The sequence below is a fragment of the Pantoea sp. DY-17 genome (assembly GCF_019795975.1).
Lineage (GTDB): Bacteria > Pseudomonadota > Gammaproteobacteria > Enterobacterales > Enterobacteriaceae > Pantoea > Pantoea leporis.
This window is the reverse complement of the sequence record NZ_JAIMIG010000002.1, coordinates 424,947-444,628: the sequence shown is the minus strand read 5'-3', so window position 1 is coordinate 444,628 and position 19,682 is coordinate 424,947. Positions and strand designations below refer to the sequence as shown.

16 protein-coding genes and 1 riboswitch are annotated in these 19,682 nt (G+C 58.8%); of the genes, 13 read left to right on the top strand and 3 right to left on the bottom strand.

Annotated elements, in window-relative coordinates; genetic code table 11:
- Nucleotides 1-6 precede the first annotated feature (6 nt).
- From K5Y33_RS12415 to K5Y33_RS12400, 4 genes are read left to right on the top strand one after another with little or no spacing between them, the layout of a single operon-like run.
- Nucleotides 7-954, top strand: a complete 948-nt coding sequence (locus K5Y33_RS12415; protein ID WP_007885920.1) for an ABC transporter permease — start codon at nucleotides 7-9, stop codon at nucleotides 952-954.
- On the top strand, nucleotides 947-1,774 hold the full coding sequence (locus K5Y33_RS12410; protein WP_222234112.1) for an ABC transporter permease: 828 nt from the start codon (nucleotides 947-949) through the stop codon (nucleotides 1,772-1,774). Before K5Y33_RS12415 ends, K5Y33_RS12410 begins: the two co-directional genes overlap by 8 nt.
- On the top strand, nucleotides 1,774-3,411 hold the full coding sequence (locus K5Y33_RS12405) for an ABC transporter ATP-binding protein (protein ID WP_222234111.1): 1,638 nt from the start codon (nucleotides 1,774-1,776) through the stop codon (nucleotides 3,409-3,411). Before K5Y33_RS12410 ends, K5Y33_RS12405 begins: the two co-directional genes overlap by 1 nt.
- 10 nt (nucleotides 3,412-3,421) lie before the next feature.
- Entirely contained in the window at nucleotides 3,422-4,648 is a 1,227-nt protein-coding gene (locus K5Y33_RS12400) for a M20 family metallopeptidase (protein WP_222234110.1), read from the top strand.
- Between the two features lie 177 nt (nucleotides 4,649-4,825).
- Here the strand turns inward: K5Y33_RS12400 and K5Y33_RS12395 are convergent, their stop codons facing one another.
- Together K5Y33_RS12395 and K5Y33_RS12390 are read right to left on the bottom strand one after the other, a co-directional pair.
- A complete protein-coding gene (locus K5Y33_RS12395; RefSeq protein ID WP_222234109.1) occupies nucleotides 4,826-5,515 on the bottom strand; it encodes an NYN domain-containing protein in 690 nt (229 codons plus the stop codon).
- A 336-nt stretch (nucleotides 5,516-5,851) separates the two neighbouring features.
- Nucleotides 5,852-6,118, bottom strand: a complete 267-nt coding sequence (locus K5Y33_RS12390) for a DksA/TraR family C4-type zinc finger protein (protein ID WP_008110643.1) — start codon at nucleotides 6,116-6,118, stop codon at nucleotides 5,852-5,854.
- Between the two features lie 123 nt (nucleotides 6,119-6,241).
- A riboswitch (TPP riboswitch) is annotated at nucleotides 6,242-6,369 on the top strand.
- 101 nt (nucleotides 6,370-6,470) lie between these two features.
- Between K5Y33_RS12390 and K5Y33_RS12385 the strand changes: the two genes are divergently transcribed.
- The 3 genes from K5Y33_RS12385 (at nucleotide 6,471) to K5Y33_RS12375 (ending at nucleotide 9,880) form a co-directional block, all read left to right on the top strand.
- Nucleotides 6,471-7,553 (top strand): long-chain fatty acid--CoA ligase, encoded by a 1,083-nt coding sequence (locus tag K5Y33_RS12385; RefSeq protein ID WP_222234108.1) that lies wholly within the window; start codon nucleotides 6,471-6,473, stop codon nucleotides 7,551-7,553.
- Complete coding sequence (locus K5Y33_RS12380) at nucleotides 7,550-8,998, top strand: acyl-CoA reductase (protein WP_222234107.1); 1,449 nt, start codon at nucleotides 7,550-7,552, stop codon at nucleotides 8,996-8,998. The genes K5Y33_RS12385 and K5Y33_RS12380 overlap by 4 nt, the downstream gene beginning before the upstream one ends.
- Nucleotides 8,999-9,112: 114 nt before the next feature.
- Nucleotides 9,113-9,880: a 3-oxoacyl-ACP reductase gene (locus K5Y33_RS12375; protein WP_222234106.1), complete on the top strand. Its 768-nt coding sequence runs from the start codon at nucleotides 9,113-9,115 to the stop codon at nucleotides 9,878-9,880.
- 30 nt (nucleotides 9,881-9,910) lie between these two features.
- Here the strand turns inward: K5Y33_RS12375 and K5Y33_RS12370 are convergent, their stop codons facing one another.
- The gene (locus tag K5Y33_RS12370) at nucleotides 9,911-11,386 is read right to left on the bottom strand and encodes a Sapep family Mn(2+)-dependent dipeptidase (RefSeq protein ID WP_222234105.1); all 1,476 of its coding nucleotides are present in this window, start codon (nucleotides 11,384-11,386) and stop codon (nucleotides 9,911-9,913) included.
- A gap of 210 nt (nucleotides 11,387-11,596) precedes the next feature.
- On the opposite strand from K5Y33_RS12370, the gene K5Y33_RS12365 reads away from it, so the two are divergent.
- The 6 genes from K5Y33_RS12365 to K5Y33_RS12340 are packed head-to-tail and all read left to right on the top strand — an operon-like array spanning nucleotide 11,597 to nucleotide 19,485.
- On the top strand, nucleotides 11,597-13,654 hold the full coding sequence (locus tag K5Y33_RS12365) for a hydantoinase/oxoprolinase family protein (RefSeq protein ID WP_222234104.1): 2,058 nt from the start codon (nucleotides 11,597-11,599) through the stop codon (nucleotides 13,652-13,654).
- The gene (locus tag K5Y33_RS12360; protein ID WP_222234103.1) at nucleotides 13,651-15,681 is read left to right on the top strand and encodes a hydantoinase B/oxoprolinase family protein; all 2,031 of its coding nucleotides are present in this window, start codon (nucleotides 13,651-13,653) and stop codon (nucleotides 15,679-15,681) included. Before K5Y33_RS12365 ends, K5Y33_RS12360 begins: the two co-directional genes overlap by 4 nt.
- Nucleotides 15,665-16,741: a PotD/PotF family extracellular solute-binding protein gene (locus tag K5Y33_RS12355; protein ID WP_222234102.1), complete on the top strand. Its 1,077-nt coding sequence runs from the start codon at nucleotides 15,665-15,667 to the stop codon at nucleotides 16,739-16,741. The genes K5Y33_RS12360 and K5Y33_RS12355 overlap by 17 nt, the downstream gene beginning before the upstream one ends.
- The gene (locus K5Y33_RS12350; protein ID WP_222234101.1) at nucleotides 16,738-17,820 is read left to right on the top strand and encodes an ABC transporter ATP-binding protein; all 1,083 of its coding nucleotides are present in this window, start codon (nucleotides 16,738-16,740) and stop codon (nucleotides 17,818-17,820) included. The genes K5Y33_RS12355 and K5Y33_RS12350 overlap by 4 nt, the downstream gene beginning before the upstream one ends.
- Nucleotides 17,820-18,686, top strand: coding sequence for an ABC transporter permease (locus tag K5Y33_RS12345; RefSeq protein ID WP_061720430.1), 867 nt, complete (start codon nucleotides 17,820-17,822; stop codon nucleotides 18,684-18,686). Before K5Y33_RS12350 ends, K5Y33_RS12345 begins: the two co-directional genes overlap by 1 nt.
- On the top strand, nucleotides 18,679-19,485 hold the full coding sequence (locus tag K5Y33_RS12340) for an ABC transporter permease (protein WP_217547923.1): 807 nt from the start codon (nucleotides 18,679-18,681) through the stop codon (nucleotides 19,483-19,485). The genes K5Y33_RS12345 and K5Y33_RS12340 overlap by 8 nt, the downstream gene beginning before the upstream one ends.
- Nucleotides 19,486-19,682 lie beyond the last annotated feature (197 nt).

Sequence of the window (19,682 nt, the reverse complement as noted above, 5' to 3'; positions counted from 1 at the left end):
GCGAACGTGACAGCAAGTTATCTGCTCAAACGCCTTCTGCTGATGGTTTACACCTTGTTAGTGGTGTCGCTGCTGGTTTTTGGCATCACGCAACTGTTACCGGCCGATGCGGCTGTCACCTTGCTGGGACAAAACGCCACGCCGGAAGCGCTAGCGGCGGTGCGTGAACGTCTGGGGCTGGATGCCCCAGCGTGGCTGCAATATTGGCATTGGCTGACGCAGGCGCTGCAGGGCAACTTTGGCGTATCGATGCGCAATGGTCTTGAAGTGGCGCCGACGCTGCTGACGGCATTATCACGCTCGCTGCTGCTGGCGGTGTGCGCCTTAATTCTGATGCTGATTATCGCCATACCCCTCGGCATCTGGGCGGCGGTGCGCCGTGGCAAAACCGCCGATGTGCTGGTGAGTGTCATCTCCTATATCGGCATCTCCTTCCCGGAGTTCGTCACCGCCACGCTGGTGCTGCTGCTGTTTGCTGATGTCTGGCAGATTTTGCCCGCCACCGGCTATGTGCCGCTCAGTGAGAACTTCGTCAGCGGGATCCAGCACCTGATTCTACCTTCGGTGACCGTGGCGCTGATTCTGGTGGCGCACGTCTCGCGCATGGTGCGCTCAGAAATGGTCGATGTGTTGCATACCGATTACATCCGCGCCGCGTGGCTAAAGGGCTTATCGCGTCGCCGCATTCTCTGGCGACATGCGCTGCGTAACGGCTTGTTGCCGACCATCACCATTGTGGCGCTGGATGTTGGTTATCTGCTGGGCGGCATTGTGGTGGTGGAGGAGATCTTCGCCATTCCCGGCATTGGCCGTGAACTGATTGTCGCCGTGCAGGCGCGCGATCTGCCCACCATTCAGGCTGGCGTGATGATTCTTGCCGCGACCTATTCAGTGGTGAACTTCCTGGCTGATTTGGCCTATGTCACTCTCGATAAGCGGATCTCCTATGCCTGATATGTTGAAACGTTTGCTGCGTTCACCGCAGGGTGCCGCTGGCGTGCTGATTATCTTGCTGGCGCTGCTGATGGTGGTGGGCGGTGCGCACGTCGCGCCTTTTGATCCCGAATCGATCTCCATTCTGACGCGCTATAAGCCGCCCAGCGCGGAACACTGGTTTGGTACCGATCAGATGGGCCGCGACATCTTCAGCCGCGTAATGGTGGGCGCACGCTCAACCATTCTAATGTCGCTGCTGGCGACCGCGCTGGCGATGGTAATCGGTTCGGTGCTCGGTACCGCCAGCGCCTATCTGGGCGGCAAATTTGATGAGTTCATGATGCGCACCATGGATGCGGTGATGGCGATTCCCAGCCTGCTGTTTGCGTTGCTGATTGTCAGCACGCTTGGGCAGAGCAGCATGAACGCGGTGCTGGCGATCACTATCGCCTTTGTGCCGGGCATGGTGCGCATCTCGCGCAGCGTGGCATTGGCCGCCCGCCAGCAGGATTACATCAACGCCGCCATCGCGCGCGGCGAAGCCGGGCACTACATCATTCTGCGAGAAATGCTGCCGAATATTCTGGCGCCGATCATCGTGGAAGCCACCATTCGCGTCGCCTTCGCCATCATGCTGTTTGCCACCCTGAGTTTTCTGGGTTTGGGCGCGCAGCCGCCAGAGCCAGAATGGGGATTGATGGTCTCTGAAGCGCGCGCTTACTTCTTTAATGCGCCGTGGATGATGATGATTCCGGGCCTCGCCATCGCATTGGTCGCCATTGGGTTTAATTTACTGGGTGACGGGCTGCGTGATGTGCTCAACCCAAGGAGCCACTGATGAGTGACAAGCTTACACCGGTGCTGTCGGTGGAAAATTACAGTCTCGATTACGCGTTAGCCAAAGGACATGCACTACCGGTACTGCGTGACATCAACCTGCAGGTGATGCCCGGCGAAGTGTTGGGGCTGGTGGGCGAATCGGGTTCCGGCAAAACCACGCTCGGCTGGGCGATCATGCGCTGGCTGGCGGGCAATGCGCGCGAGCTGCAGGGCGATATTCGTCTCAACGGCGAGAGCCTGCTGACTTTACCCGCGGCCAAACTGACAGCGCTGCGCGGTGCCAAACTCGGCATGATTTTTCAGGATCCCAGCGCCTCGCTCAATCCCACGCTGACATTGGGTGAGCAGGTCACCGAAGTGTTACGCCGCCATCGCGGTTTATCGGCGCGTGAAGCGCAGGAGATGGGCGAATCGCTGCTGCGTGACGTTGAACTTAAAAATCCGGCGCGCATGATGCGCCGCTATCCGCATCAGGTGTCGGGTGGCGAGAAGCAGCGCATCCTGATCGCCACCGCATTTGCCTGCCAGCCGGACTGCATGATTTTTGATGAGCCAACCACCGCGCTGGATGTGATCAGCTCGGCGCAAATCCTCGATTTGTACGAGCGTTTGCGCGAAGAGACCGGCGTTGCGTCGCTCTACATCTCGCACGATCTGGCGTTGGTGGCCAAAGTGGCCAATCGCGTCTGTGTGCTGGAACAGGGACGCATTGTCGAACAGGCCGACACGCGCAGCCTGTTCAGCGCGCCGCAAAACGCCTATACGCGCAAGCTGATTGAGGCGGTACCCAATCCGCAGCACCGGCTGGTGCAGGACGCGCCCGGCAACCAACCGTTACTCGGCCTGAAACAGCTGACCATCGATTACGGCAAACACGGTCTTCTTGATCGTCTGCTGAAGCGTGAAGCCAATACTACGCGCGCCGCCAATGCGGTTGCGCTCACCGTTCATCAGGGAGAAATTCTCGGCGTGGTTGGCGAATCGGGTTCCGGCAAATCCTCGCTCGGTAAAGCCATTACCGGGCTGGTACCGTTCAGCGGCGAGCTCGACTTTTGTGGCTACGCGCTGCATGGCCGGGCGCAAATGGATAAAGAGTATCGCCGCCGCGTGCAGATGATTTTCCAGCATCCAGATGCCTCGCTGAATCCGCGCATGACCATTGGCGAAATCATCGCACGGCCACTGCGGTTGTATGGTTTACCCGCAGGTGAAACCGAAGCGCAGGCGGTCGCGCGCCTGCTGCAGGAAGTGCGTTTGCCGGCGGAGTTTGCGCAGCGTTATCCGCATGCATTGTCGGGCGGGCAGAAGCAGCGCGTTGCTATCGCCCGTGCGTTTGCCAATCCGCCGGATTTGGTGATTTGTGACGAGATCACCGCCGCGCTCGACGTCTCGGTGCAGGCCACCATTATCGAGCTGCTGCTGGAACTGCGCCGCCGCTACGGCACCGCGTATCTGTTTATTACCCACGATCTCAACCTGATTCGCCAAATCGCCCATCGTGTCGCCGTGATGTATCGCGGTGACGTGGTGGAAGTGCTGCCCGGCGACAACATGACGGCGCTGGCGCAACATCCTTATACTCGTGCACTGCTTGATGCGGTGCATATTCCCGACTTATCCAAGTCCGTTGCATGACGAGAGAAACATGAAGCCTGAACAGTTGATTCATCATATCGATCGCGATTTTTGCCTCTCATTCCTGGCAAAAATGGTGCAGCACAAAAGCTACAGCGCCACCGATGGCGAGCGTGAATTGGCGAAATACATGGCCGCGCAGATGGCGCAGCTGGGCCTGGAAACCGAACTGCAGAATGTGCCCGGCGACAGGCTGAATGCCATCGGACGATTGGCAGGCAGCGGCGGCGGCAAAAGCCTACTGTTCAACGGACATCTGGATACCAATCCAGTCACCGAAGGCTGGACCGTCGATCCCTGGGAAGGAAAAATCGACGAACAGTTTATCTACGGTATTGGCGTTTCGAACATGAAAGCGGGCGATGCCGCCTATTTTTGCGCGTTGAAAACACTGATTGATGCCGGTGTAAAGCTGAAAGGCGATGTGATTTTGACCTATGTGGTGGGTGAGTTGCAGGGCGGCATTGGTACGCTGGCGGCGATTGAGCAAGGTGTGCGCGCCGACTACTTCATCAATGCCGAACCCACAGATCTGCAAGCGCTGACCATGCACGCCGGTTCGCTGATGTTTACTATTGAGCTCACCGGCGATACGCGCCATCTGTCAAAACGGGAAGAAGCGGTGGATGCGATCAGCGCCGCCGTCGAGCTGATTCCGCAGATTAACGGCATAACCTTTAGCGGCGCGAAAACCGCTGAGCATCGCAAGATTAACCGTGGTCATATCGGTACCGTGCATGGCGCGTTAGGCCGCGATCTGGAAGAGTGGCGACCGCCGCAGGTGGCTGACTTTGTGCGCTTAAAAGGCTCGGCACGTTTCGCGCCAGGACAAACGGTGGAAGGTGTGCTCGCCGATCTGCAGGCGCTGCTGAACACGTTGTGCCAGCGCTATCCGGGACTGAAAGCCGAGCTTTATGATGATGGCATCCGTGATAAACCCACCATGTTGCCGTTCGAAGTGTCACCGGAATCCGCCATCGTCAAAGCGGTGAATCGCGGCTGGAAAACCGTGCGCGGCACCGAACAGCCCACCGGCGTGATCACGCCTCCGGCGTTCTTCGGCACCGATGCGGCACATCTCTATCAGCATGCGGGCATGGAAGGGATCGTCTGTGGGCCAGGCGGCAAATACAACACCATGCCGGATGAGCGCGTAGAAATCAGTGAATTCCTCGACATGGTGCGCATCTATCTGCTGGCCATTCTGGAGATTTGTCAGCCGGTTGAGGCCGCGTAATTCAGGTTTAAGCGCTGATGAGAGCTAATAGGATTTAGCCTGACGCAGGACGTTGAACTGAATGATTTATCAGTAACCGTTCTCGCATTACGTTTCGATATGAAATAGGCCACGACGGAGAACATCGCGAGCTATGCCATTTACCGCGAGGCGCATTAAATGGCGTGGTTCTGATGCTTACCAATATTCGGGTTTAACCGCAGGTTTTTTACGCGTCGCAACCCGAACAGGAAACTGGCATGCATCAAGCTCTTCATTGGTGATCGTTCTGCGTATCCAGTGACTATGATTCTGCAGTGAACCCGGAACACCACGTACGTTGCCCTGGCGGTGCGGCAAAATGATCCCGATGCGAACGTCGGGAAAATCTTCGCGAATAGCCTTGAGTGCTGGCGTCATGTCGGTGTCAGCTGAAACTAACACCAGCTGCGCGATTCTCTCTTCGGTTGCCAACTTCTGCTGTTTTGCAAATAAACGGTACATACTGATGGCAATATTCACATCGGTTTCTTTTTCTTCCAGCTCCCAGATATCCACCTTATCCAAGCGTGATGCTGGCACGCTTTTACTGATGAAACGCGGAGCCCGAGCGTGCTCAAGCCGATGACGTCCGGTAAATATATTAATTCCGGTCGTCTTCAGCGCGCGAATATAAGTATCCTGAGCGTGTCGGGATTCGATGCCGCGTGTGGCGAGATGGGGAATAACCGAGGAGGTGTAATAGTTTACTGTTTCAATTATGGCAGTCGGATCCTGTACCCGGCATATATGCGACAGCAGCAATGACAAGTTGAGCCATTTATAAGGCGTACCTGCCAGCAGTCCATAAAATACATTGTACCCGTCAATAAAAACTGCAGTACGCACTCTTATCCTTCCTTAAGATACGAAAAAACCGGCCTGAGCCGGTTTTTTCACCCTAACGGCCAGCGAACTGAATCGCTGCGTACAGGGTTGAGTTGTGTGGCTAACTTATCAGCATTACTGGCTAAACTCAAGTTGCTCAAGGTGAAATCTAAGCCATAAAGTTTGTAAAATTAGGCGCTTCTTTCGGCTTCAGCAATAGTGCTGCAGTATTTAACTTTGGAAAATCAGGAGATATGCGAATTGTCTTGCTTCAGATTAATGGTAATTCTAATTAAAAGTAACAAGTGCAAATGAAATTTTAAAATATCCATTAACCTGAATTGCTAATTTAAATAACTATCTCAACTGACTATCCTTACTTCCACGGCGGTTATAACCGCTGATCGCTGCCTGTTTTTTATCGATCTTGCTCTGGCAATTCACGCAGTAACGCACGCCAGCCAATGCTGCGCGACGCGCTTCCGGGATCGGTTCGCCGCACTCGTCGCAAAATTCAGCACTTTCACCGTGCCCGAGATTTTCACGAGCGCGGGCCACCGCATCATCTACCGTGGCATCAATTTGTTTGTGCACCGCACCGTCTTCTGACCAACCGCCAGCCATACTTCACCTCCGCAAATACTCATGCTCTGAGTATAAGACATGACTTGATTTGTGCCGGGCAGCTCAAATTTTCACGCGTATTTAACATGGTTGACACATCATCGCGCGCCATCCTAGACTGCGGCTTGTTCCAAGGGGTGCTCTGTTAAGGGGCTGAGATTCTACCGGCTGGCGTGTATGCGCGAGCAACGTAGTGACCCTCCGAACCTGATCCGGCTAATACCGGCGTAGGGATGCGGAACCGCAGGGCGATATTGCGCCCTGATTCCCTCTTTGTGCTTTGTAGCGGACAGTTCGCGCTCTTCAGGCGTTGCCTGAGAGTCTCTGCGCAATCGCAAAGGTGGCGACGCACATGAACGAAACACACATCATCCAGGCTCTGCTGACATTCCTGCAGCGCGAAGATAGCTCAGACGACGATTTCAACCAGCTGGCCCTCGAAATCTTCGCTTATCAGTTCGCACACAATTTTCCTTATCGCCGCTTCGCCACCCAGCGCGGACGCACGCCGCTGACGGTGAAAAACTGGCGCAACATTCCCGCCATCCCGATTAATGCCTTCAAAGATCTGACGCTCAGCTGCCGTCCCACCGACCAAATGGCCGAGATCTTCATGACCAGCGGCACCACCGGCACGGTAAAAGGGCGCAGTTACCATTCGACGCTGGAGGTGTGGAAAAAATCGATGCTGCTTAACTTCCGCCGTCGCTTTATGGCGGGCCGCGATCGCATTCGCATGGGCATTTTGTTCCCGGATACCGTGGCGATGCCGAACTCCTCGCTGGCGACCTATCTTGATTTGGCGATGAAGGAGTGTGGCACGCCGGACAGTGAAGTGATGGTGGACGAACATGGGCTCGAAACCAGTCGTCTGTTCAGTGCGCTGGAACAGGCCGAAGCGGGCGGCGAACCCTACGCGCTGCTGGGCGCCAGTTACAGCTTTGTGCCTCTGCTGGATGACATGCAGCGCCAAAAACGCCGCTTCACGCTGCCGGCAGGCAGTCGCATTCTTGATACCGGCGGTTTCAAAGGCCAGTCGCGCGAGATGGGTGCGGAAGAATTCTACGCTTCGCTCTCTCACGCTTTCGGTATCCCGCGTTCCCACTGCATCAACATGTACGGCATGACGGAAATCAGCACGCAGTTTTACGACGCGGGCAATGAGCGCTGCCCGGCGGTGAAATCCGGGCCGCACTGGATCCGCACGCGCGTGGTCAATCCGCTTACCGGTGATGATGTGCCGGACGGCGAAGTTGGCGTGCTGGTGCATCACGATCTGGCGCATTTCAACTCGGTGTCCGCCTTGTTAACGGAAGATGCAGGCGTGAGGGTGCCCGGCGGATTCCATCTGCTGGGACGCGCGACCGGCGCTGATGCCAAAGGCTGTTCGCTGACCATGGAAGCGTTTCTCGCCAGCGCGCAGGCACAGTCGTGAAAGAAATTGCCGGACATCTGCCGGGCCTCTCCGCTGACGAAGTGCAGTGGCACACGCTGAGTTTCAATCATCGTGGCCAGCGCCTCGAGGTTAGCGTTCCGCAGCTTGATGACGCGCAGATTAAGGCGCTCGCAGCGCGCATCCGCACCAACGCCCGCGCTTATCTCCAGCAGCTGAGCGTGGCGCAGATCATGGGCATCATTGATGAAGCGGTGGCGCGACTGCTCGATCGTCATCATCCAGTGCGCATCAAGGCCGAAAAGCTGCTGCCCATCGTCACCGGTTACGATGCCGAGATGGTGCGGCTTGGCCTTACCGGCTATCTGAAAACCTTTCGTCAACCGCAGTTAAAGCGCTTTCTAGCGGAGGATTTCGCCGATGCGCAGATGCTCGACGATTTCCAGCCGCGCCCCAAAGGCGGCTTTGCGCGCGCATTTGGCCCGCAATTGTTAATGCATATCTGGGCGGGCAACGTGCCGGGCTTGCCGCTGTGGAGTTTGATTTGCGGTCTGCTGGTTAAGGCGGGAACCATCGGTAAACTGCCAGGTAATGAGCCGCTGATGGCAAGCTGGTTCGCGCAGTTGCTGGCGGAGATCGATCCTAAACTGGGCGAATGTATCGCGGTGGTGTGGTGGAAAGGCGGCGATGCGCAAACCGAACTAACGTGGCTGCGTCAGCCCGATGCGCTGGTGGCTTATGGCGGAAATTCAACGCTGGCGGCGATCCAACAGCGTTTGCCGGTTACCACGCGCTTTCTGCCGCACGGCCACAAAATCAGCTTCGGAATGGTGGCGCGTTCGGCGCTGAATGTACGGCAAGGCGCGGAGCTGGCGCGTTGCGTGGCGTATGACGTGATGCGTTACGACCAGGCCGGTTGTTACTCGCCGCAAATGCTGTTTGTCGAGCGCGGCGGCAAGGTGTCGCCGGATGAGTTCGCCAGCTACATCGCCCATGAACTCGCCGCGCTGGCGCACAAACATCCGCGCCGTCCGCTGGCGAGCGAAGAGATCAACAGCATTGCCGCGTGGCGTAATGGCGAGGAGATTCGCGCGCTGGGCGGCGATCGTAGGCTTTACGGCGAGGCGGCAGACGATTGGGCAGTGGTGAGCGTTGATCATGCGGAGCCTTTATCGCCGGCGGCATTAGGCCGTACGTTGAAAGTGGTGTGCGTGGATGCGCTGGAGGAAGTGGTCGATTTGGTGGCGCCGCAGCGGCATTTTCTGCAAACCGCAGGCGTGGCGGCCGCGCCGCAGGCGTTGTTCGGCATTTCGGCTCTGCTCGGACAAGTGGGCGTTACGCGTATCGCGGCGTTCGGCAATATGACCTCGCCGGAAGCGGGCTGGCATCACGATGGACGTTTTAGTTTGCTGGATCTGGTGACCATCACGGAGATCGAGCAGGACGCAGAAGCGGCCGCCGAGCGTTGCGCACCGTATGCGGAGTGACGCGACAACAGATCGCACATACCGTAGCGGTGCAATTTATTGCGCATCAATCAGCTGCGCGCGATAAATCGCGCCGCTACAGATATTGCGTGACCATATCAACATGGAGCCATAATGAAATTCTCCAACCAAACAGTACTGGTGACCGGCGCAAGTCGCGGTATTGGTGCGGCGATCGCTAAAGCCTTCGCCGCAGAAGGCGCGTTTGTGGTGGTGAACTATCTGCGCAATGAAGCTGCCGCTGCGGGCGTGGTTGAGGAGTGCCGCGCATTGGGCGGCGACGCGCTGGCGATTGCCGCCGATGTCACCTCTGAGCAGCAGGTCAACGCGATGATGGAGCAGATCGTCAACGCCACCGGCCGTCTTGATGCGGTGATCAACAACGCTTTCGCACCTTACGTTTTCGACACTGAAAATCGTTCACGTTTCTGGGAAACGTCGTGGTCGGGCTATCAGTCACAGTTCGATGGCGCGGTAAAAGCCGCCTATAACGTTTGCCAGGCGGCGCTGCCTTCAATGCGTGCGCGCGTGCGCGGCAGTATCGTTAATCTCACCAGCGATCTGGTGGCGCGTCCTTCAGTGCCTTACCACGATTACATCACCGCGAAAGCGGCATTGACCGGCTTTAGCCGCACGCTGGCGACGGAGCTGGGCCCGCTAGGGATCCGCGTAAACTGCGTGGCGCCCGGCCTGGTGTATCCCACCGATGCCAGCCAGGCAACGCGCGAGGAGGTGCGCGATTCTCTTACCGCGCAAACCCCGCTGCGGCGCATCGCGCGACCGGAAGATGTTACCGGCCCGGTGCTGTTTCTCGCCTCCGACTGGAGCGAATTTGTCACCGGACAAACGTTGTACGTTGATGGCGGATTAGTGATGAATTGAACCGTACGGTCGCCATTTATGGCGATCGGTTTAGCCCTGCGCAAGCAAATAACTATCCAACCTGATCAACGCGATCACATATTTCGGCAACGCCTCCAGCAGCGATGGCAGATGGATTGTCTCGTCGGCACCGTGCGGCAATCCATGGCCTTCGGGTAAAAAATCGGGCGTGTTTGCTGCGGTTCTCCGGTAACCGGGCCCAAAGGTGATGGCGTTTGGCAGCTTCTTCGAATGGGTCACGCCGCCCATCGCGTAAGGGCGATCGTCATTGCCGGTGGTGTCATTCCACACTTGCTGCAGCAGCGAAATCACCGGATGTGAGGCCGGCAGGAAGAACGGAGCCACGTCGCGCCAGCCGGGATCGAGCGTAATGGTAGTAGCGGCTAACTGCTGCTGCAGCATCTCGACGATCTGCTCGCCGCGCCACGAAACCGGATAACGGATATCGCAGTCAATGCTCAGCGTGTCGGCGTGATGGCTGTACCACACGCCCGCGTTCAGCGTCAGTTTGCCGGACTCCGCATCTTCCAGCCCCAATCCGGCGCTCTCGCCATACGGCGACGCAAACAGCTGTACCAGCGTTTCCGCCAACTGACGTTCGTGGTCGCCCAGCAGCTCCAGCTCAATCAGCGCCGCGAGCAGCACCTGCGTGGCATTCAGCGTGCCGTCGGGGAAGGCGGCATGCCCGCCGTTGCCGCGCGCTTCCAGGGTGAAAGCGCCATCGTTTTCCGGCTTGATCGACACATAGGTCGCGGCAATGCCCTGCAGCAGCGCCAGCTTTTCACTAACCGCATGCTGATCGGCCTGCGCAATTCGCACGCTGGCGAAATCCGGCACGCTATTGCTGGCCGATCCGGCAACAATATCCGCCAGCACGCCCGACTCGGCGACATTCAGGGTAAAACTGAGTTGCCCTTTCTGCGCATTGTTCACCGGGAACATGCCATCGGTGACAATCGAATAATCAGGCACTGGACCGTTCTCCGCGAACCACGCCATATCGGCCATGTTGGTCTCTTCCGCCAGACCATAAACGATGCGCAGATTGTGATGCAGCGGAATTTTCAGATCGCGCATCAGCTTTAACAGATAGAAATTGAGCACGCCGGGTCCTTTGTTATCCGCCACGCCGCGACCAATCACAAAATCGCCGTGCTGCGTCAGCGTGAAGGGCGGAAAGGTCCAGTTATCGCCCGCCGGCACCACATCCAGATGGTTGATCAGCCCGATGTCGCGCGCGTGCTCGCCATAAATTACCGAACCGGCGTAGCCCTGATGCTGCTCGGTTTTGAAACCGGCCTGCTCGGCCTGATCTAACACCTGCTGCAAGATTTGCGCGCACTCGGGGCCAAACGGCGCGCCTGGCGCTGCGCGGTCGGCGCGGCTGATGCTGGGAATGGCAATCCATTTGGCCAGATCATCGGTTAATGCGGCGCGGTGCGCCGCGATCCATTGCTGGATCTGCGGCAACAGCGCGCTTTCCTGAGGTGATAACGACGCGGACATAAGGCTTCTCCTTCAATTTATGCACAACATAAAACATTCCACCGCGTCGGCTTAGACGCATTTGCGCGAACCATTGCTACCACGCAGCTAAGCGCCACTTCATGCGCATTCCTGCAAAGCTTAGCTATTTTTGTTGCTCGTATTGCATGGCAAAGCAACGGAGATTAACGCCCTACGACGCTAAGTCACCAGTAATGCAGGAGAATTAAGGTGGATAACAGCCCCGCAGCCGGAGCGACAGTCGGCGTGGATGTCGGAGGAACCTTTACCGATTTTGTTTTATTTGATCCGCAACGCCAGCAACGCTTTTTCCATAAACAGCCCAGCACGCCCGCCGATCCCGCGCTGGCGGTGAGTGACGGGCTGCGCGCCGTGCTGCTGAAAAGCGGTTTGCCAGCCAGCGCGCTGTCGCTGGTATTGCACGGCACCACGCTGGGCCTCAACGCCATTATCCAGCGGCGCGGCGCGGATATCGCGCTGGTGATCAGCGCCGGTTTCCGCGATGTGCTGGAGATCGCGCGTGCGCGCATGCCGTCCTCCTTTGATTTTCATGCCGACCGCGAGCCGCCTTTTTTACCGCGTCAGCGCGTGCTGGAGATCCCGGCGCGGTTTAGTCCCGCCGGTGAAGTGACGCAGTGGCCAACTGAGGCCGAACTGGCGATGGTGGCATCCGAGGTTCTGCAACTTAAGGTAAGCGCGGTGGCGCTGGTGACCATCAACGGTTATGCCAATCCCACGCGTGAAGCGGAACTGGCAAGCGCGCTGGCCGCAAAGTTAGGCGCTGTGCCGGTGCTCTCTTCGGCGCAGCTGTGGCCGGAGATTCGTGAATATGAACGCACGCTGGTGGCCGGGCTGAACGCCTATATTCAGCCGCTGATGCAGCGCTACTTTAACCGGCTAGGCGATTTACTGGCGCAGCAGGCGATTGACGTTCCCTTATTGATCACCGCGTCCAACGGCGGCGTGCTGCCGCTGGACGCCGCGCATCAGCGCCCGGTGGACACGCTGCTCTCCGGACCGGCATCCGGCGTGATTGCTGCGGCGCATCTGGCGTCCGGAACGGGCTTTGTCTCCTTTGATATGGGCGGCACCAGCAGCGATATCTCGCTGTCGCAGCAGGGCGAAATCGAACGCGTTAACCGCACCGAGATTGGCGGCCTGCCGCTGATTCTGCCGGTGGTGGGCGTATCGGCGATTGGTGCCGGCGGCGGCTCCATCGTGCATGTCGATGATTTCGGCATTCTCAAGGTTGGCCCAGAAAGTGCGGGCGCGGATCCGGGCCCGGTAGCCTATCAGCGCGGCGGCACGCAACCCACGCTCACCGATTGCTATCTGGTGAGCGGCATCTTATCCGCCGACGCGGCGCTGGCGGGCACCATCACGCTGGATCACGCCGCCGCACTTCGCGCACTCAGCGAATTGGGCGAAACGTTAGGTTTGGCGGCCGAACAGGTGGCAAGCGGCGCTATCGCAGTAGCCACCGCGCAGATGGCGACCGAACTGAACAAAGCGCTGGCGCAGCGCGGATTGACCGCCGATGGCTTGACGCTGATTCCCTTTGGCGGCGCGGGCCCGACCCACGCCAACTTCTTTGCCGAAGAGGCGGGCATCAACCGCATTCTGGTGCCGCTGCGTCCCGGCACGTTCTGCGCCGAGGGCGCGATCAGCGCTGATATCCGCCGCGACTTTGTGCGCAGCCTGCGCATCAACGTTACAGCGGAGAGCTACGGCAAAATCGCCGCCACCGTTGCGGAGCTGCATCAGCTGGCGCAAAAGTGGTTTGCCGAACAGGCCAGCCGCCTCAGCGAGCGCGCCCATTATCGGGTGGAAGCGGATATGCGCTATGCCGGACAGGCCTACGAACTCAGCGTCACTCTCGGCAGCCCGGCAAGCATCACGCATCAGCAACTGCTGGAACGTTTTCAGCAGCTGCATCAGCAGCGTTATGGCTTTAACACGCCTAACGCGGCCATTGAACTCACCACGCTGCGCCTGTCGCTGAACGCCGCGCTGCCGCGCCCTACCGATAAAACTTTTAACTCTGAGAATGAGATTGATGAGCCAGTTTCGCGCCCACTTTATCTGCGCGGCGGCTGGGTGAATGCGCGCATCTGGCAACGTGTGAACATCGGCAAGCAGAGCCACATTCACGGCCCGGCGGTGATCGAACAAGAGGATACCACCACGCTGATCTTGCCTGGCTGGTCGGCGTGCACCGATAGCAGCGGCAATCTGTTGATTGCGCGTGTAACGGGAGACGCAGCATGAAACTGGATGCCATCACTCTCGAAATCCTCAACCAAAAACTCACCGCGCTCACCGAAGAGATGTGCCACATCCTGCAGCGCACCGGACGCACGCTGTACGTCAAGGAAACCGCCGATTTTTGCTGCGCGGTGGCTGATCTGCAAGGCCGCTTCTTTGCCTATCCGAAAGGTATTGGCGTTTCCGGTTTTGTCGGGCTGAACGCGCTAACCGCGATTCAGGCGGTCGGCGAGGTTGCGCCCGGCGATGTGATTCTGACTAACGATCCCTGGCGCTCGCGCGGGCTGGCGACGCATCTGCCAGATTTGCAGGTGCTGGCGCCGTGGTTCGTCGATGGCGAACTGGTGGCGTGGGGCTGGGCTTTTTTACACGCCTCCGACGTTGGCGGGCGCGTGCCGAGCAGCATCTCGCCGACCAACAGCGATATTTATCAGGAAGGGCTGCAAATTCCGCCGGTCAAGCTGGTGCGTGCGGGTGAACTCAATCGTGATGTGATGAACATTCTCACCGCCAACAGCCGCACGCCGGAGGCGATTGCTGGCGATATTCAGGCGATGCTGGCCGCGCTCAATGCCGGTCGCGATCGCCTGAATCGCATCGTGGCGCAGCATGGCGTTACCAACGTGGTGCAGGCGCAGCAGGATTTGCAGGCATATTCGGCCATTCGCGCGCGCCAGGTGCTGCGCCGCATTCCCGACGGCGTTTATCAGTTTGAAGATTACCTCGATGACGCCGCCGGCAGCGGCTTGCCGGTGCGGCTCGCCATCACCGCCACCTTTAACGATGGCAATGTGCATCTCGATTTCACCGGCAGCGATGCGCAGGTGGCGGCGGCGATCAACATTCCCAGCCACGGCGATCCACATGCGTGGCTGACGCTGCGCATTTTGGCGCTGGTGTGCACGCTGGACAAAGGCGTGCCGCTGAATGCCGGTTTACTCGCGCCGGTGACGCTGTTTGCGCCCGCCGGATCGCTGGTCAATCCGCACTATCCGGCGGCAGTTGGCGTACGCCATGCGGCGGCGGTGCGCGTGAATGATCTGCTGAACGGTTTGCTGGGGCAGCCGTTGCCGGACGTAATGCCCGCCGCCAGCGGTGGCACCATTATTCCGCTGGTGATCGCCGAAGTGGCGCGCAATGGCCGCGAGCAAAATGTGCAGGTGATCGAACCGCTGGTCGGTGGTGGCGGGGCGCGCTTGGGGCATGACGGCATCGACGGCCGCGACAACAGCATCTCGAATCTGGCGAACAATCCGGTGGAGATGGTGGAAGCGGAAACCCATATCGAAATCCGCCAGTACGCGCTGCGCCCCGGTTCTGCCGGCGCAGGACAATGGCGTGGCGGCATGGGCCAGCAGATCCGCGTGCGCATTCTGCAAAATGACAGCACGCTGCTGGCGCGCGGCATGGAGCGCATGCTGTTCCAGCCGTGGGGCGTGCAGGGCGGCCAGCCGGGGGAATCGACCAGGCTGACGCTTAATCCTGATGTCGCGGGCGGTCAACCGCTCGGCAAGATCGATCTGCTGAGCGTCAACGCCGGTGACGAAGTGCTGCTGCAAACGCCCGGCGGCGGCGGTTGGGGCGATCCCTTCAAGCGCGATGCGCTGGCGGTGCAAAACGATGTCGATAACCATTTGCTGAGCCACGCCGACGCGGCGCAGCACTATGGCGTGGTGTTTACCGATCACGGCATTGATGCCGCGGCCACCGCCGCCTTGCGCAGCCAACCGCGTGCGGCGTCATCTTCCTTCGGCGCGGCGCGCGAGAACTGGCAAACGCTGTTTGAGGGCGATGTGCTGACGCGGCTCAATCAGCTGCTTTATCCACTCAGTCCGGCCGAACGCCAGCGCCATCGCTCTGCGGTGTTTGCCGCCGCGTTAGCGCAGTTACCGGCAGATTTTCCTCGTTCAACTTCTCCAGCTATCGCGACGGCGCGCCAGGTGTTTGCCGCTGCGCTGCGCGCGCTGGAGAGTGAACTTTCAGCGTCAATTACCTCAATACCAGGAGATGGCCATGCGCCAGTTAAATAACAAAAAAATCCTGCTCACCGCGCTGGTGGGCATGTTGATCAGCGGTGCGGCGAGCGCGGCTGAAACCACAGACTCGGTGATCGTTGGCGTTTACGGCGGTGACTGGGAGAAAAATATCCGCGCGTCCGGTCTGGAGCAGTTTGCCAAAGATAATCACCTGAAGCTGACCGTAGTGCCGGGCGCGGATGCCGAATGGTTTGCCAAGCTGCGCGCCGCCAAAGGCCGTCGTTCGCCGTATGACGTGGTGGTGTTCCAGCCCGATACCGTGCAGCGCGCGCAGGCGGCGGGCTTGCTGCAGCCACTGGATGCCAAAGATATTCCCAACCTGAATAATCTGTATAAGAGCGTGCAGTCGCGCTTTGTGTATAACAATCAAACCTACGCCGCCGCTTTCAGCCTCGGCCAGCTCGGCCTCGCTTATCGTAGCGATCTGGTGAAAACCTCGCCGAAAAGCTGGCTCGACTTGTGGAATCCGGAATACAAAGGCCACGTAGCGATTTCATCGCCGACCTACGCCGCCGGTTTGCAGTTCTTCGCGGGCTTAGTACACGCGTTGGGCGGCGAACTCAATCAGCCTGCCGCCGTGGATAAAGCCTTCACCAAACTGGCGGAACTGCGCGGCAACGCGGTGGCGTTCCCGGATAGTCCGGGCGCGATTCAAACCCTGCTGGAGCGTGGCGATGCGTGGGTGGTGCCGTACTGGGATGGCCGCGTGTTTGCGCTCAAGCAGCAAGGCATGAAAGTCGATTTCGTCTATCCATCCGATGGCCCGGTTGTCGGTGCCGCGAACTGGGTGATTCCAAAGGGCGCGCCGAACCTCGCCAACGCCTATAAAGTGGTTAACGCCATGTCTGCGCCTGACGTGCAGAAAGCCTTCTCGGATAAATCACTGTATGGCATGACCAACAAAGACGTGCAGTACAGTGACAACCTGAAGAAGCAGGTGAAAGTGGGCGAAGAGGCCTACAGCAAACTGATTTGGATTGATTACAGCACCGCCACGCCGCAGTTGGCGGACTGGACGCGTCGCTGGAGCCAGGCGCTGGGTGGTGCCAAATGAGTTCAGTCGTCATTGACGGCGTAGCGCGGCAGTTTGATAACCATCGCGCGCTGAATGACGTCAGCATCACCATCGAGCAGGGCGAGTTTTTCTCCCTGCTCGGGCCGAGCGGCTGCGGCAAAACCACGCTGCTGAATATCATCGCCGGATTTTTGTCGCCGAATAACGGGCGCGTGTTGATTGGTGGCAAGGATGTCACCGCGCTGCCGCCGTATCAGCGCCACATCGGCATGGTGTTCCAGAACTACGCGCTGTTTCCGCATCTGAGCGTGGGCGATAACGTCGCGTTCGGGCTGAAGGTGCGCAAAGTATCGCGCAGCGAACAGCAGCGTCGTGTCACCGAAGCGCTAAAGCAGGTGCGACTGGAAGGGCTGGCGCAGCGCATGCCGCATCAGCTTTCCGGCGGACAGCAGCAGCGCGTGGCGATTGCGCGCGCGCTGGCGATTGAACCGCAGGTGCTGCTGCTGGATGAACCGCTGTCGAACCTCGATGCGCGCCTGCGCAAGGAGATGCAGGACGAACTGCGCGCGTTGCAGCAGCGTGTTGGCATCACCACGGTGCTGGTGACGCACGATCAGGAAGAGGCGCTGACGCTGTCGGATCGCATTGGCATTCTCGGGCAGGGCGAGCTGCAGCAGATTGGCGCACCCGCCGCGCTCTATCGCCAACCGGCGAATCGCTTTGTCGCGGAGTTTGTCGGACAGGCCAATCTGTTCCATGCCTCTGCGCACAACGGACTTTACCGGGCGCGCGATCACTTTGTTGTCGCCGGATCAGCGCTGCAACTCAGCGCCGCGCAACCGGCAAGTGCCTCATCGTTGCTGATTGTGCGTCCCGAGCGCGTGCAGTTCTCCACTGAGCCGCAGCAATTTACCAGCAACGGCAGCGTCGCCAGCGTGAAAGAAGTGAGTTTTGCCGGTGCGACCTTGCGGCTGGTGTGCCAGCTGCCGGGCGGCGGCGAGATCCGCGTGCAGCCCGCAGAAGCGCACTTTTCACAGCTGCCCGCGCCGGGCGATCGCTGCTATCTGCACTGGCAAGCGGCGGATGTCATCGTGCTGCCCGCGCAGGAGCGCGCCTGATGAAGATCGCTACGCGTAATCTGTTTCCCTGGCTGCTGCTGACGCCATCGCTACTTTTTCTGCTGCTGTTTTTGCTGGTGCCGCTGCTGCTGCTGTTCGACCAAAGCCTGACCAACGTTGATAGCCTGCTCAATCCGCTGCCCGGTTACAGCCTGGCGCAATATGTAACGGTGTTTGCCGATGCGCAATATCTGCACGCGCTCTGGACCACGCTGTGGGTGTCGTTGCTCACCGCCGCGATTACCGTGCTGCTGGCGTGGCCGGCGGCGTGGCTGCTGGTGACGACGCAGCGGCGCGGCTGGCGCACGCTGCTGTATGTGATCCTGATTTCTCCGCTGCTTACCAGCGTGGTGATCCGCACCTTCGCGTGGATTGTGCTGCTGGCGCAGAACGGTTTGATTAACGGCTTCCTGCTGTTCACCGGCCTGATTCCACAGCCGCTGAGCCTATTGTGGAACATGAATGCGGTGATCATCGCTTATGTGCAGGTGATGCTGCCGTTTGCCGTGCTGCCGCTGATTACCTCGCTGAATGAAATCGCGCCCTCGCTGCGATTGGCGGCGATGAGTCTGGGTGCTACGCCCGCGATGACCTTCCGCCGTGTGGTGCTGCCTTTGACGCTGCCCGGCATGCTGACCGGTTTCATCATCGTCTTTTCCCTCGCGGCGGGCAGCTACATCACGCCGTTGCTGATTGGTGGGCGCTTACAGCCGCTGCTGCCGATTGCCATTTATCAGCAGGCGATGCAGATCGCTAACCTGCCGCTGGCGGCGGCGCTGTCGTTGACGTTGCTGGTGATGACCTTGATTGTCGCCGGGATTGCGGGCGCGTTCCTGAAACGCTGGGAGAAGAAAAATCATGGATAACACGCAAAGCCTGGCGCAGCGGCTGACGCAGTTCGGCGTGACGCTGGCGGGCATCGTGATTTACGCCTTTTTAGCGCTGCCGGTGCTGGTGATTGTGCTCTCGGCGTTTAGCCCGGAACCCTATCCGCAGTTTCCACCGCAGGGATTTTCGCTGCGCTGGTTTAGCGCGCTTTTACAGGATGACGGTTGGATCGCGTCGCTGTGGATCAGCGCCTTGCTGCTGGTGATCGTCACGCCAATCACCGTGGTGCTGGGTACGTTTGCCGCCTGGTCGCTGGCGCGGCTGGAGTTCCGCTATCGCGAAGCCTTGCAGGCGTTTATTCTGTCGCCGCTGATGATTCCGCAAGTGGTGCTGGGTATTGCGTTGCTCTATGTGCTGACGGCGGCGGGCATCGCCGGGATGATCAGCGGGCTGGTGATTGGCCATGTGGTGGTGGCGCTGCCGTATGTGGTGCGCACCGTTAGCGTGAGCCTGGCGGCAATGGATAAGCGGCTCGAAGCGGTATCGATGAGTTTGGGCGCGGGGCGCTGGTATACGTTTCGCCACGTCACGCTGCCGCTCATTAAGCCCGGCATTCTGGCCGGAGCGGTATTTGCGGCGGTAACTTCGTTTGGTGAAGTCTCCGTGAGCCTGTTTCTCAGCGCGCCAGACACCATCACCGTGCCGGTTCGGGTATTTAATTACGTCGATCAGACTTTCGATCCTACGGTGAATGCGATTTCGGTGATCTTTATTATCTTCGCGGTGCTGATTTTAATGGTAATTGAGAAAACGATTGGGCTGGTGAAGTTGAGTTAGATTGTTAGGTTATCGCCGCCGTGATGGGGAGATAATGGGATCGTTGCGTGATAAATAATGGATATTGCGTTTACGGGTCTTTCTCAGAAAATTCTTTAGTTAAACGAGTAAGCCGCACTGGTAAGTGCGGTTTTTTTTATGAATAGGGATCACAACTGGCTAAATTTTCGCTTCACTGAATTTTATTATTCCCCTAT